The organism is Halobaculum sp. EA56, assembly GCF_051195075.1.
Taxonomy (GTDB): Archaea; Halobacteriota; Halobacteria; order Halobacteriales; family Haloferacaceae; genus Halobaculum.
This window is the reverse complement of the sequence record NZ_JBNTJX010000001.1, coordinates 71,558-85,053: the sequence shown is the minus strand read 5'-3', so window position 1 is coordinate 85,053 and position 13,496 is coordinate 71,558. Positions and strand designations below refer to the sequence as shown.

The 13,496-nt window shown below is 75.3% G+C and carries 10 protein-coding genes; 5 read left to right on the top strand and 5 right to left on the bottom strand.

Features of this window, described 5'->3' with window-relative positions; genetic code table 11:
- Nucleotides 1–60: 60 nt before the first annotated feature.
- Nucleotides 61–2,946, top strand: a complete 2,886-nt coding sequence (gene mutS, locus ACQUQ1_RS00390; RefSeq protein ID WP_435062113.1) for a DNA mismatch repair protein MutS — start codon at nt 61–63, stop codon at nt 2,944–2,946.
- The gene (mutL, locus tag ACQUQ1_RS00385; protein ID WP_435062111.1) at nt 2,943–4,691 is read left to right on the top strand and encodes a DNA mismatch repair endonuclease MutL; all 1,749 of its coding nucleotides are present in this window, start codon (nt 2,943–2,945) and stop codon (nt 4,689–4,691) included. The genes mutS and mutL overlap by 4 nt, the downstream gene beginning before the upstream one ends.
- 44 nt (nt 4,692–4,735) lie before the next feature.
- On the opposite strand, the gene ACQUQ1_RS00380 is transcribed toward mutL, so the two are convergent.
- Nucleotides 4,736–5,092, bottom strand: a complete 357-nt coding sequence (locus ACQUQ1_RS00380) for a DUF7573 domain-containing protein (protein WP_435062109.1) — start codon at nt 5,090–5,092, stop codon at nt 4,736–4,738.
- A gap of 109 nt (nt 5,093–5,201) precedes the next feature.
- Between ACQUQ1_RS00380 and ACQUQ1_RS00375 the strand changes: the two genes are divergently transcribed.
- Entirely contained in the window at nt 5,202–5,453 is a 252-nt protein-coding gene (locus ACQUQ1_RS00375; protein WP_435062107.1) for a hypothetical protein, read from the top strand.
- A gap of 72 nt (nt 5,454–5,525) precedes the next feature.
- Here ACQUQ1_RS00375 and ACQUQ1_RS00370 read toward each other — a convergent pair whose 3' ends face one another.
- Nucleotides 5,526–6,512: a 5,10-methylenetetrahydromethanopterin reductase gene (locus ACQUQ1_RS00370; protein ID WP_435062800.1), complete on the bottom strand. Its 987-nt coding sequence runs from the start codon at nt 6,510–6,512 to the stop codon at nt 5,526–5,528.
- Between the two features lie 31 nt (nt 6,513–6,543).
- Entirely contained in the window at nt 6,544–7,299 is a 756-nt protein-coding gene (locus ACQUQ1_RS00365) for a coenzyme F420-0:L-glutamate ligase (RefSeq protein ID WP_435062105.1), read from the bottom strand.
- Nucleotides 7,300–7,458: 159 nt separating this feature from the next.
- On the opposite strand from ACQUQ1_RS00365, the gene ACQUQ1_RS00360 reads away from it, so the two are divergent.
- On the top strand, nt 7,459–8,871 hold the full coding sequence (locus ACQUQ1_RS00360) for an NUDIX domain-containing protein (RefSeq protein WP_435062103.1): 1,413 nt from the start codon (nt 7,459–7,461) through the stop codon (nt 8,869–8,871).
- A gap of 300 nt (nt 8,872–9,171) precedes the next feature.
- Nucleotides 9,172–11,292 (top strand): PAS domain S-box protein, encoded by a 2,121-nt coding sequence (locus tag ACQUQ1_RS00355; protein ID WP_435062101.1) that lies wholly within the window; start codon nt 9,172–9,174, stop codon nt 11,290–11,292.
- Nucleotides 11,293–11,349: 57 nt separating this feature from the next.
- Here ACQUQ1_RS00355 and ACQUQ1_RS00350 read toward each other — a convergent pair whose 3' ends face one another.
- Together ACQUQ1_RS00350 and ACQUQ1_RS00345 are read right to left on the bottom strand one after the other, a co-directional pair.
- Entirely contained in the window at nt 11,350–12,564 is a 1,215-nt protein-coding gene (locus tag ACQUQ1_RS00350) for a threonine synthase (protein ID WP_435062099.1), read from the bottom strand.
- A gap of 146 nt (nt 12,565–12,710) precedes the next feature.
- The gene (locus ACQUQ1_RS00345; protein WP_435062097.1) at nt 12,711–13,478 is read right to left on the bottom strand and encodes a hypothetical protein; all 768 of its coding nucleotides are present in this window, start codon (nt 13,476–13,478) and stop codon (nt 12,711–12,713) included.
- Between the last annotated feature and the right edge of the window lie 18 nt (nt 13,479–13,496).

Here is a 13,496-nt window from a genome sequence, read left to right as displayed (position 1 = left end):
GCCCCGCCGGTCGGTGCGAAACCCTTTCGCCCCTCGCCCGCCCGGCACTCAAGCAAGGACATGGTCACGGGAGCGCCGGCGACGATGCTCGACCGCCGCGAGGAGCTCACGCCGATGCTCGCCCAGTACGTCGACGTGGCCGAGGAGTACGACGACTGCGTCGTCCTCTTCCGCGTCGGCGACTTCTACAAGGCGTTCTGCGAGGCCGCAGACGAGGTGGCCCGCGTCTGCGAACTCACCCGCATCGAGCGCGAGGACTCCACGGGCACATACACCGCCTGCGGCGTCCCCGTCGACAACGCCCCGAAGTACCTCCGGCGCCTGCTCGACGCGGGCTACCGCGTCGCCGTCGCCGACCAGGTGGAGGACCCCGAGGAGGCCTCGGGCCTGGTCGACCGCGCGGTCACGCAGGTGCTCACCCCGGGCACCGTCGTCGAGGAGGAACTGCTCGCGGAGGGGTCGAACACCTACGTCGCCTGCGTCGCGCGCGGGGGCGAGCGGAGCGAGCGCGAGACGCGCGAACCGATCCGTGAGGACGACGACCCCGCCTACGGCGTCGCCTACGTCGACGTCTCCACCGGCGAGTGCGCCGTCACCCGGGGCGACGCCGCCGACGTGGACGAGGAACTCGCGCGGATCGCGCCCGCCGAACTCCTCCGCGGCCCGGAGGTGCCCGACGCGGTCGTCGACGCCGCCGGCTGCATGGTCACGGAACGCGACCCGGGGAACTTCGAACCCGACGCCGCCGCCGACAGGCTCGCGGCGTATGCGGACCCGGACCGCTTCGGGCCGGCCGAGCGCGTCGCCTGCGGCGCCCTGCTCGCGTACGCCGAGTACACCCAGGGCGACGACGGCCCGCTGGAGTACGTCCGGCGCGTCCGCCGGTACGACCCCCGGCGCTCCCTGCGCCTCGACGCGACCGCCCTCCGCGGGCTGGAGTTGTTCGAGAACCACGTCGGCTCCGGCCGGACGCTGTTCGAGACGGTCGACGAGACGCGCTCGGCGCTGGGCCGGCGGCGCCTCCGCGCGTGGCTCCGGCGGCCGCTCGTGGACGCGGCGGACATCGAGGCGCGACACGACGCGGTCGCGGCGTTCGCCGAGCACACCCTCGTCCGCGAGGACGTGCGCGAGGCGCTGTCGGCCGCCTACGACCTGGAGCGGCTCGTCGGCCGGGTCTCGCGGGGGCGGGCGAACGCCCGCGACCTCCGCTCCCTGCACGACACCCTCGCCGCGGTGCCCGCGGTCCGCGAGGCGCTCGCGGGGATCGACGCGCTGGCGGACCTCCGGGCGGATCTCGACCCGCTCGACGACCTCCGCGAGCGGATCGACGCCGCGGTGGTCGAGGAGCCCCCGCAGGAGATCACCGAGGGCGGCGTGATCCGGGCGGGCTACGACGACGAGTTGGACGACCTCCGCGAGACGGCCCGCGAGGGCCGCGAGTGGGTCGCGGACTTGGAGGCGAGCGAGCGCGAGCGGACGGGGATCGAGAACCTGGAGGTCGGGTACAACCAGGTCCACGGCTACTACATCGAGGTGACGAACGGGCAGCTCGGGAAGGTGCCCGACGACTACACCCGCCGGCAGACGCTGAAGAACAGCGAGCGCTTCTACACGCCGGAGCTGAAACGGCGGGAGGACGAGATCCTCGGCGCCGAGGAGCGCGCCGAGTCGCTGGAGTACGAGCTGTTCGCCGCCCTCCGCGAGGAGGTCGCCGACGAGTCCGACCGGATCGGCGCCCTCGCGGACGCGCTCGCCCGCGTGGACGCGCTGGCGGCGCTCGCCACGGTCGCCGTCGAACGCGACTACGTCCGCCCGGAGCTGATCGCGGGCGACGGCGACCGCGCCGACGACGGCGACAGCGGCGGGGACGCGGACGACGCCGGAATCCACCTGAAGCGCTCCCGACACCCGGTCGTCGAGGAGACCGAGCCCGAGTTCGTGCCCAACGACGCCGACCTCCCGCGGGGGACGGTCGCGGTGATCACCGGGCCGAACATGAGCGGGAAGTCGACGTACATGCGGCAGGTCGCGCTCGCGGTCGTGCTCGCGCAGGCCGGATCCTTCGTCCCCGCCGACGAGGCCCGCCTCCCCGTGGTCGACCGGGTGTTCACCCGCGTCGGCGCCAGCGACGACATCGCGGGCGGGGAGTCGACGTTCATGCGCGAGATGCGCGAGCTGACCGACGTGCTCCACGACGCGACCGCCGATTCGCTGGTCCTCCTTGACGAGGTGGGCCGGGGAACCGCGACGACGGACGGCCGGGCCATCGCCCGCGCCGCGGTCGAGTTCCTCCACGAGGAGGCGGGCGCGACGACGCTGTTCGCGACCCACTACCACGGCCTCACGGACCTCGCCGACGAGTACGAGCGCGTGGTGAACCGCCACTTCGCCGCCACCGAGCGCGACGGGGACGTGACGTTCCTCCACCGGATCCGCGAGGGCGCCGCCTCCTCCTCCTACGGCGTCGAGGTGGCCGACCTCGCGGGCGTGCCGGAGTCGGTCGTCGCCCGCGCGCACGACCTCGTCGCCGCCGAGCGCGCTGACGACGGGGAGGGGACCGGAGGCGACGCCGACGGGACGGGACCGGCGTCGACCGACGACGCTCCGGCGGACCCGCCCCAGCGGACGCTCGACGACCTCGCCGGGAACGGGCACGGGCACGCGAACGGGGGCGGGAGCGGCCGGAGGGACGGTCGCACTGCCGACGGCCGCGACGCGACGGCGGGACGCGACGCGGCCGCCGGGGGCGACGACGCCGACGCCGACGCGGTCGGGGACCTGCTCGCGACGCTCCGGGAGCTCCGGGTCGCGGAGACGACGCCGCTGGAGGCGCTGAACACGCTCCACGACCTCCAGCGGCGCGCCGAGGAGGCGGCCGACACCGACACCGGCGTCGGCGACGGCAACGGGAACACCGACGGCGACGACGCCGGTGAGGGATCGTGACCGACGGCCACCCCCCCGGCGACCGACCCGGCGCCGGCAGCCACGGCGAGGGCACGGTCCGCGAACTCCCGGAGGCGACCGTCGAGCGCATCGCCGCCGGGGAGGTGATCACCAGGCCGGCGCGCGTCGTCGCCGAACTCGTGGAGAACGCCCTCGACGCCGGCGCCGACCGGGTGGACGTGTCGGTCGACCGCGACGGCACCGACCGGATCCGGGTCGCCGACGACGGCCACGGGATGGGCCGGGCGGACGCCGTCCGCGCGGTCGAGCCCCACACCACGAGCAAGATCCGCGACGCGGACGACCTGCGGGAGGCCGGGACGCTCGGCTTCCGCGGGGAGGCGCTGGCGGCCATCGCGGACGCGGGGCGCCTCGAACTCGTCACCAACGACGGGGGCGACGTGGGCACGCGGGTCGTCGCCGAGGGGGACGGGACCCGCGGCGACGGCGACAAACTGGTCGAGGACGCCGGCCGCGCCCGCGGCACCACGGTCGTCGTCACCGACCTCTTCGGCGACCGGCCCGCCCGCCGGGAGTCGCTCGCGTCGCCGGCGCGGGAGTTCGGCCGGATATCGGAGCTGATCACGGCGTACGCGCTCGCCCGTCCGGAGGTGGCGTTCTCGCTGGAACACGACGGGAGCGAGACGGCCTCGACGCCCGGCACCGGGACGCGGGACGCGCTCGTCGCGCTGTACGGTCGCGAGACGGGCGGGGAGTCGACCGGGTTCACCCACCGGGTCGGCGTCGACCTGGCGGACCGGTCGGCGGACCTGGCGGTCGAGGGGCGGCTCTGTTACCCCTCGGCGACGCGCGCGAGCCGGGACCACGTCCACGTCTCGGTGAACGGCCGGCCCGTCCGCGACGACGACCTCCGGCGGGCCGTCTCGCGCGGGTACGGGAGCCTGCTCCCCGGCGGCCGGGAGCCGGTGGCGGCCGTCCGGCTCGACCTCCCGGCGTGGGCGGTCGACCCGAACGTCCACCCGGCGAAGGAGCGGGTGGCGCTCCGCGGCGGCGACCGCGTCGCCGAGGCGGTCGAGGCCGGCGTCCGGGAGGCGCTGACGACCGCCGACCTCCGGCGCTCGGGCGAGGTGGCGATGGACCTCGACGCCTCGCTCGCGCCCGTCGAGGGCGCGGACTCCGAGTTCGCCGACGCGACGGTGCTGGGCGTCTTCCGGGACCTGTACGTCGTCTGCGAGGCCGGCGACGACCTGCTCGTGGTCGACCAGCACGCCGCCCACGAGCGGGTGAACTTCGAGCGCCTGCGCGCGGCGCTGGCCGACGAGGCGGTGCCCTCGGCCGAACTCGACCCGGCGACGACCGTGACGCTGTCCCCGCCCGCGGCCGCCGCCGTCGAGGCGCACCGCGAGGCGCTCTCGGCGCTGGGGTTCGCGGTGACGCCCTTCGGCGGCACCACCTACCGGGTGAGCGCGGTGCCCGCGCCGCTGGGCCGGGTCGCCGACGCGGAGGCGCTCCGGGAGGTGGCCGCGGAGCTGGCCGAGGCTGCCGGTGGCAGGGGCGCCGGGGGCGACCCGGCCGCGACGCTCCGGGAGGACCTGGTCGCGGACCTGGCGTGTCACCCGTCGCTGAAGGCGGGCGACGACCTCGACCGCGAGACGGCGGCGCGCCTGCTGGAGCGACTGGGCCAGTGCGAGCGGCCGTACGCCTGTCCGCACGGCCGGCCGACGGTGCTGTCCATCGCGGACGAGACGCTCGCGAGGGGGTTCGAACGACACGGGTCGCGGTGACTTCGGGGGGCGACGGCCGCTCCCGGGATCGGTCGCGCCCGGAGCTACCAGTCCTTGCAGTCGGGGCAGACGTACGCGCCGTCGTCGCGCCAGCGCCGCGTCACGGTCTCGCCGCAGGCCGCGCAGGCCGCGCCGTCGGGCGACACGTCGTAGGCTGGCTCCGCTGGCTCGACGGCGTCCGCGGCGACCGCCGGTGCTTCGGCGTCATCGGGTTCGGCGTCGTCGTCGGGTTCGGTGGCGGCGTCGGGTTCCGCGTCGGCACCAGCGCCGGAGTCGGGAGTCGGGTCGCCGCCGGCGTCGACGGCGTCCGTGCCGGAGTCGCCGTCGACGGCAGGCTCGTCGCCGCCGTCGTTCGCGTCGCCGTCGGGGACGAACTCGTCCAGCGATCGGTCCTCGGGCACGGTCGAGAGCACCGTCGCGGAAGGCATAACTCCGGCGCGTTCCGGCCGGGCCGCCGATTCCCCCGCCGACACATCAACGCTCAAGTCCCCGCGGGGCCGACCCCGGGGTATGGTAACCGTCATCGACTTCGTCGTCAGGCTGGTCACCAGCGCCGTCGACCTGATCGTCATCTTCGTGACCGACGTGGCGCTGCGGGACCCGCTGGCGTTCGTCTCGTTCCTGTTCGGCGCGCTGTTCGTCGGGGGCGCCTCGGCGGTCATGGGCTACCTCGCGCTCGGCGCGCTCGGCTACGAGTTCGGCATCGGCGACCCGGCGAAGCGGAGCCGGTTCGAGGGTCCGCAGGGGCAGGGACGCCGCTGAGCCGCGCTCGCCCCGACCGACCGCCGCAGCGACGGCCGCTTCGCCTCGTTTCCGCCCCGTTCTCACCCCCGTCTACTCCGTCGCCCGCGTCGCCGCCGCGGCCGCCAGTTCGACCGCCTCGTCCAGGTCCGGCCCGAGCGGCGACCCGACGACCAGCGAGTCCGCGTGCGCCAGCACCGCGGCCATCCGCTCGGCGACGGCGTCCGCGTCGCCGGCGATACAGAAGGCGTCGACCATCGCGGGCGTGACGAGGTCGAACGCCTCGGAGAACTCCCCGGCCGAGATGCGGTCGCCGATGTCGCCGGCCAGGTCCGCGTCGACCCCGTGGCGGTCCAGCACCGGCGGGGCGGCGCCGGCGGCGATGAACGCCACCGGGGGGCGGGCGGCCTCCCGCGCCGCCTCCGCGTCGGCGGCGACGCTCACGGCGGCGTAGGCCGCGAGGTCGAACTCGCCGCGGGAGTCGGGGCGGTCCGCGATCCCCTGTTCGGCCTGCTCGCGAGCCCACGCGAGGTCGTCGGGGTGGGAGCCGTTGAACAGCAGGCCGTCCGCGTGCTTGCCCGCCATCCGGCACATGTGGGGGCCCTCGCCGCCGACGTACACCGGGATGTCGGCGCCCTGCGGCGGCGCGTAGTTCAGGCCGGCGTCGTCGGCGTCGAAGGTGGACCCGCCGTCGACGCGCTCGCCGGCCCACAGCTTCTGCGCGGTCTTGAACGCCTCCAGCACCGGGCGGAGTCCGCGGTCGTCGCCGAGGCCGAGGTTGCGCAGGGTGGAGGGGTCGCCGGGCCCGACGCCGAAGACGGCGCGGCCGCCGCTGGCCTCGTCGAGGGTCGCCACCTTCGAGGCGAGCGTCGCCGGGTGGAACTCCAGGGGGTTCACGACGCCCGGGCCGAGCCGGACCTCGTCGGTCGCGGCCGCCAGCCGCGAGAGGACCGAGAAGGCGTCGCGGTTGTTGTAGTGGTGGGAGACGAACAGCGAGTCGAACCCCGAGTCCGCCGCGAGCGTGCCCAGTTCGACCATGCGGTCGACGGGGTGCTCGGGCGCGAGTTCGATCCCGAGCATCGGCGCGTCGTCGCCGGCGCGGTCGGCGTCCTCACCCATCGAACTCCCACCCCCGGACCGCCTGCCGGACGAAGTCGCCGTCGACGTCGCGGAAGTGCGCGTCGCTCTCCCCGTGGTCGCCCCACTCGAAGCCGCGGACGACGACGACGGGGTCGCCGCCGGCGCCCTCGCCGGCCACGAGGTTGGCGGCGGCGGCCAGTTCGTCGACGACGTTCTCGACGGTGACGCCGAGCTCGCGGCCGTCCCTGTCGACCTCGCCGCGCCAGTCGCGCGCCGGCGCCATCCCGGCCCACCCGATCGCGACGCCGCGCTGGCCGTGCCGGAACGGCCGACCGCAGGTGTCGGTGACGACGACGCGGTCGGCCGGGAGCTCCGCGCGGATGCGGTCGGCCGACTCGGAGGGCCGCTCCGGGAGGAGCAGCAGGTCGTGGTCGGGGACGTTCGAGCGGTCGATGCCGGCGTTGACGCCGACGTGCCCGAACCGGGACTCGGTGAGGAGGAACGGCGCCTCCGTGATCACCTCGGTCGACTCCTCCAGCACGGCCTGCGCGAACCGGGGGTCCTTCTCGTCGCCCGATATCTCCGAGAGGCGGGCGGCGATCTCCCGCGCTCGCGGGCCGGCCGGGAAGTCATCGAGGTCGCGCGCGCGGCCCTCGGCCTTCGAGACGACCGTCGAGGCGACGCACACCACGTCGTCCGGGCGGAGGTCGACCCGGTCGCGGATCAGCGCCGCGAGGTCGTCCCCCTCCCGGATCTCGGGGAGGTCGGGGACGGGAAACAGGTCCATATGCGTCCTGCGGCCGTCGCCCGCAAAAGCGCGCCGGTGGTGGTACACGTGTCCGGTGTTCCGGGCGCTCGCGCATCGCGCCCGCGTGGCCGCCGACGGCCGCGCCGACCTCGCGGGGTCGCCGACACCGGGAAGTCGCCGGCGACCCCACCCACGCGCATGGCGAACGTCGTCACCGCGTTCCTCCGGAACGGCCCCGGGGTGCTGCTCGTCCGCCGGAGCGACGCCGTCGGCACCTACGCCGGTCGCTGGGGCGGGGTCTCGGGGTACGTCGAGGACGACACGGACGGCCCGCTGGCCGACGCGCGCCGGGAGGTGCGCGAGGAGACGGGGATCGGGGAGGACGACCTGACGCTCGTCCGCCGGGGCGACCCGGTCGCGGTGGACGACGAACACGGAGCGTTCACCGTCCACCCGTTCCTGTTCGACTGCGCGACCCGGACGGTCGACCCGAACGAGGAACTGGCGGAGTGGGAGTGGGTCCAGCCGACCGCGATGCTGGAGCGGGAGACGGTGCCGCGGCTGTGGGAGGCGTACCGTCGTGTCGGTCCGACCGCGGAGTCGGTCGCCGCCGACCGCACCCACGGCTCCGCGTACGTGTCGCTGCGCGCGCTGGAGGCGCTGCGCGACGAGGCGGCGGAGGCGGCGCTCGCGGGGGAGCCGTGGGAACGGGTCGCCGCGGTCGCCCGCGACCTCCGGGACGCCCGCCCGGGCATGACCGCGCTCGCGACGCGCGTGAACCGGGTGATGAGCGAGGCCGACCGAGGGGAGGCCTCGACACGAACGGGGAACACGGTGACCCGTGAGCGGAGCGAGGCCGACCGGACCCCCGCGGCCGTCCGTGACCGCGCGGTCCGGGCGGTCGCGGCGGCCGCCGACGCGGACGACCGGGCCGCGCGCGAGGCGGCCGCGCTGCTGGCCGAACGCGAGGAGGGCGACGCCCACCGCGACCGCGCCGGCGACGCCGACCGCGACCCCGACCGAGACGACCCGCCGGCGGTGCTGACGCTGTCGCGCTCGGGCACCGTCGCCGCCGCGCTCGACCGCCTCGACGGGCCCGTGTTCGTCGCCGAGTCGGAGCCCGGCGGCGAGGGCCGCGAGGTCGCGGGATCGCTGGCGGGCGACGGCGACGACGGCCGCGAGGTGACCCTGCTGCCGGACGCGGCGGTCGCGTCGCTGCTTGCCGAGGGCCGGGTCGACGCGGCGGTCGTCGGCGCCGACGCGGTCCTCCCCGACGGGAGCGTCGCCAACAAGGTCGGCACGCGGGGGCTGGCGCTGTCGGCCGCCCGCGAGGGGGTGCCCGTGTACGCGGTCGCCGCCCGCGACAAGGTCGCCCCGGACGGGGAGTTCCGCCCGGAGCGCGCCGCCTTCGACGCGCCCGAGGGGGTCGCGGCGTACGCGCCGCTGTTCGACCGCGCCCCGCCCGGGACCGTCGTCCTCGTCACCGAGGACGGCCCGCTCGACGCCGACGCGGTGCGGGAGACGGCCGCCGAGCACCGCGCGCTGGCGGGGTGGGACCGCGCGGGCGACGCGGCCGACTCGGGAAGCCGCGGCGACGATGGAAAGGAGTGATACGCGCCGACCGGATACACACGACCGGGCGGCAGTGACGAGGGTTACCCCCACCGAGCCCCGTGTGACGAGGGATTCACCCGAGCCGCCCGACTTCCGACCGGGAGCGACGGCGACGCCGACGGCGACGACCGCGCCCGCGGCGCCGACCGCGACCGTGGCGACGGCCACGCCCGCAGCGACGACCGTACCCACGACCACGGCCGACCGCCGCCGCAACCGCCGCGGTCGTCGAGTACGTCCGCGACCCCGGCGCACCGAGGGTGTACGTTTTTCCCACCCGAGCCAGAGGGGTGAGGCATGACCGAACCGATCCGGGTACTCCACGTCGACGACGACCCGGATTTCGCGGAGCTGACCGCGACTTTCCTCGAGCGGACCGACGACCGGTTCGCGGTGGGGACGGCACACGACGCCGAGGCCGCGCTGGCCCGGCTCGACGACGGGGTCGACTGCGTCGTCAGCGACTACGACATGCCGGGCACGAACGGGATCGAGCTGCTGGAGGCCGTCCGGGAGCGCCGCCCGGACCTCCCGTTCGTGCTGTTCACCGGAAAGGGGAGCGAGGAAGTCGCCAGCGACGCGATCACCGCGGGCGTCACCGACTACCTCCAGAAGAAGGGCGGCAGCGACCAGTACGACCTGCTCGCGAACCGCATCCGCAACGCCGTCGAGCGGGCGCGGGCGGAGGAGCGGGCGACGCTGTGGACGCGGGCCGTCGAGACGGCCAACGAGGGCATCTCCGTCATCGACGAGGACGGGCGCTACGCGGAGATGAACGAGGCCTACGCCGACTGCTACGGCGCCGAGCCCGAGGAGCTGATCGGCGAGCCGTGGACGACGACCGTCCCCGACGAGGAGGCCGAGCGCCTGAACGAGGAGGTGTTCCCCGACCTGGCCGGCGAGGAGACGTGGGTGGGCGACTCGGTCGGCCGCCGCGCGGACGGGAGCACGTACCCGAAGGTGCTGTCGCTGGCGCCGCTGGAGACGGGGGGGCACGTCTGCGTCGTCCGCGACGTCTCGGAGGACCGCGAGCGCGAGCGGGACCGGAACCGGAAGCGGGAGGACCGCCGGTCGGCGGCCACGTCGGGCGTGCCGTTCGAGCACTCGCCGGACATGATCGCCGTTCACGACGTCGACGGCCGGATCCTCGACGCCAACCGGCGGCTGTGCGACGCCCTCGGCTACGGGACGGAGGAGCTGGTCGGCACGGACATCGCGGCGGTCGACGAGCGCATCGAGCCGGCGGGCGCGCGCGACCGCCGGCGGCGGATGGAGCCGGGGGAGACGCGGGACCGGGAGGGGCGCTACCGCCGGGCCGACGGCTCGACGTTCCCCGTCGAGGTCCACCTCGTGAAGGCCGACACGGCAGACGGGGCCCGGTTCTTCGTGTTCGGGCGGGACGTCAGCGACGACCGGGAGCGCGAGTACGAACGGACGATCCTCGAGCGCGGCGTCGCACAGATCGAGGCCGGCGTCGGGGCCTACGACGCCGACGGGACGCTCGTGTTCTTCAACGACTACTACGCGCACCTCCTCGGGACGACGCCGGCGGACCTCCGCGGGCGCAAGGTGTGGGAGGCGAACCCCCTGCTGGAGGCCGAGCGGTTCGACGACTACTGGACCTCCTACGGCCGGGGGGAAACGCGCGTCCACGAGACCCTCCACCGGCGCTTCGACACCGGCGAGGAGGTGCCCGTCAGGACGACCACCACCAGGGTCCGGGTCGACGGCGACGACTACCACGTGGGCACGATCGCCGACATCAGCGAGCAGAAGGCGCGCGAGCGCCGCCTCGAACGGGAGGTGGAGCGCCTCGACGAGTTCGCGAGCGTCGTCTCCCACGACCTCCGCAACCCCCTGAACGTCGCCGACGGCCGGCTCCGGCTCGTGCGGGAGGAGCACGACAGCGCCCACCTCGACGACATCGAGCGCGCGCTCGACCGCATGGAGGCGCTGATCGACGACCTGCTCGCGTTCGCCCGCGAGGGCGAGGAGGTGCACGATCCGGAGCCGGTCGACCTCCGGGCGACGGTCGAGGCCTCCTGGGGGAACGTCGACACCGCCGAGGCGACGCTGACGGTCGACACCGACCGGACGGTCCGCGCCGACGAGGGGCGGCTCCGACAGCTGTTCGAGAACCTCGTGCGCAACGCGGTCGAGCACGCCGGCGGCGACGTCGCCGTCGACGTCGGCGACCTCCCCGGCGGCTTCTACGTCGAGGACGACGGCGACGGGATCGACCCCGAGGTCCGCGAGGAGGTGTTCGACACCGGCGTCACCACTGCCGAGGAGGGGACGGGCTTCGGCCTGAGCATCGCCCGACAGATCGCCGACGCCCACGGCTGGTCGATCCGGGCGACCGAGGGCGCGAGCGGCGGGGCGCGCTTCGAGGTCACCGGCGTGACCGTCGTCGAGTGAGCCGGCCGCGGGGGACGCCGCTCCCTCGCGCGCCCGGCGTCGCGTCCGGGGTGGGCGCTACTCGGCCGCCTCGCGGGCGCCGAGGTGGCTCCGCAGTGTGTCCACGTCCTTGTTGCCCGCGCCGGTGTTCAGCAGGACGACCGTGTCGTCCGCGCCGAGGTCGCCGCGCTCGGCGAGCGCGAACGCGCCCGACACCGCGGCCGCGCACGTCGCGCCGACCTCCAGCCCCTCGGTTCGCGCCACCTCGACGGCCGCGTCGAGGATCGCGTCGTCGCTCGTGGCGACGGCGCCGCCGCCCGACTCCTCGATCGCGTCGAGGATCCACGGCGACGCCCCGGGGTCCGGCACCGCGATCCCGTTGCAGGCGGTGGCGATGTCGGTCCACGGCTCGTGCGCCTCGGCGTCCTCCTCCCACGCCCGCACGACCGGCGCACAGCCCTCGGCCTGGGCGGCGTACATCCCCGGCAGGCCGTCCGTGAACCCCAGTTCGCGCAGCTCCAGGGCCGCCTTGTGCATCCCGATCAGCCCGACGCCGCCGCCGGTGGGGTAGACGACAGCGTCCGGCACGTCCCAGTCCAGTCGCTCGATCGTCTCGTAGGCCATCGTCTTCTTCACGTCGTGGCGGTACGGCGTCACGAACGTCTTCGTCGAGTACCAGTCCGCCTCGTCGCCCTCGGCGTCGGGTTCCATCGCGGCGGCGTACTCGGCGCCGGCGTCGGTGATCTCACCCTTCGCGACCCGGAGGTCGCCGCCGTGGACCTCCGTCATCGCCTTCTGGGTGAAGCCGGCGCGGTCGGGGAGGAACACGTGCGCGTCGAGGCCGGCGCGGGCGGCGTAGGCCGCGGCCGCCTGCCCCGCGTTGCCGGCGCTGTTGAGCGCGATCGACTCGGCGCCGTGTTCGACCGCCGCGGTGACGGCGCCCGTCTGGCCGCGGTCCTTGAACGTCCCCGTCGGGTTGCGACCCTCGTCCTTGACGTAGACGGCGCCGACGCCCATCCGGTCGGCGAGCGTCGGGCAGTCCACGAGGGGGGTCGCCCCCTCGCCCATCGAGACGGCCGCCTCGCGGGGGAACGGGAGCAGTTCCCCGTAGCGCCACAGCGAGTCGAACGGGCGCGACTCCAGCTCCGCCCGCGAGAGGTCGACGGCGTCGAGGTCGTACTCGGGGTCCGTGATGCCGCCGCAGTCCGGGCAGCGGTGGGTCACCTCGGCGGGGTCGTGCCGGGCGCCGCAGTCGATGCACCGCAGGGCGACGAAGGCGTCGGTGGTTCGCACACGCGGCGGGTCGGCGGGCCGGAACTAACCCCTTGTGCATCCGGCGGTCCGCGCGGGCGCGGTCGGGGCGGGCGGCCGCCGGACCGCGCCGGTACCGGGCCGGCGACGGCGTCGATGCCGGTACCCCGTCGACCGGACGTCCCGCCCTATTCGACCCGCGTCACCAGCCCGCGCACCTCCTCGGCGTACGCCTCCGGCGTGAGCCCCAGGTCCACGTCGACGGTGACGGTGATCGCCTCCGAGAGTTCGGTGTCGACGGTGCGCGCGAAGTTCTCCGCCGGGTAGGCGCCGCCGGCGATCAGGAGGCCGCCGCCGTGGACCCACGTGGCGAGCAGCCCCTCGACGGCGACGCGGCCCCCGTCGATCGAGACGGGCTCGCCGCGCACGTCGAACGAGAGCGAGTCGAACGCGAACACGGCCTCGTACGCGGTGAGGTCGGCGTCCTCGCCCGTCGCGACGGCGAGCGTCCCGGCGTCCGTCGAGGAGATGTCCGAGAGGCCGGCCGACTCCAGGCGCGACTCGAACTGCGCGGTCGCGACCTCGCCGGCGCGGGCGGCCAGTTCCTCTCGGGCCGACTCCAGTGGTACGTCCGCGAGGTTCGGCGAGAAGGCGACCCGGCTGGCGAAGAAGTTCGACAGCGGCGCGTCGAGCGCGCCCAGCGTCTTCTCGCGCACCTCGGCGCGGAGCGCGGCGTCGTCGAACACGCGGGTGACCGCTGTCGCCGACACGTCCGTCCCGGCGACCGTCCGCGAGAACACCTCCGCCGTCTCCGCGCCCGTGCGCTCCCATCCCCCCTCCTCGAGCCGGTCCGCCGGCAGCCGCGGCGGGCGGACCGTCCCCGCGGCGGTGCCGCAGCCGGCCAGCCCCGCGGCGCCGGCGGCGGCCGCCCCCGCGAGGAACCGTCGTCTGTCCATGCTCGCCGGGGGACGGCT

Excerpts from the sequence above, each read along its gene's own strand:
- mutS (WP_435062113.1), top strand. The coding sequence starts at position 61 with ATGGTCACGGGAGCGCCGGCGACGATGCTCGACCGCCGCGAGGAGCTC.
- ACQUQ1_RS00375 (WP_435062107.1), top strand. The coding sequence starts at position 5,202 with ATGGTAACCGTCATCGACTTCGTCGTCAGGCTGGTCACCAGCGCCGTC.
- ACQUQ1_RS00370 (WP_435062800.1), bottom strand. The coding sequence starts at position 6,512 with ATGCTCGGGATCGAACTCGCGCCCGAGCACCCCGTCGACCGCATGGTC.
- ACQUQ1_RS00365 (WP_435062105.1), bottom strand. The coding sequence starts at position 7,299 with ATGGACCTGTTTCCCGTCCCCGACCTCCCCGAGATCCGGGAGGGGGAC.
- ACQUQ1_RS00360 (WP_435062103.1), top strand. The coding sequence starts at position 7,459 with ATGGCGAACGTCGTCACCGCGTTCCTCCGGAACGGCCCCGGGGTGCTG.
- ACQUQ1_RS00355 (WP_435062101.1), top strand. The coding sequence starts at position 9,172 with ATGACCGAACCGATCCGGGTACTCCACGTCGACGACGACCCGGATTTC.
- ACQUQ1_RS00345 (WP_435062097.1), bottom strand. The coding sequence starts at position 13,478 with ATGGACAGACGACGGTTCCTCGCGGGGGCGGCCGCCGCCGGCGCCGCG.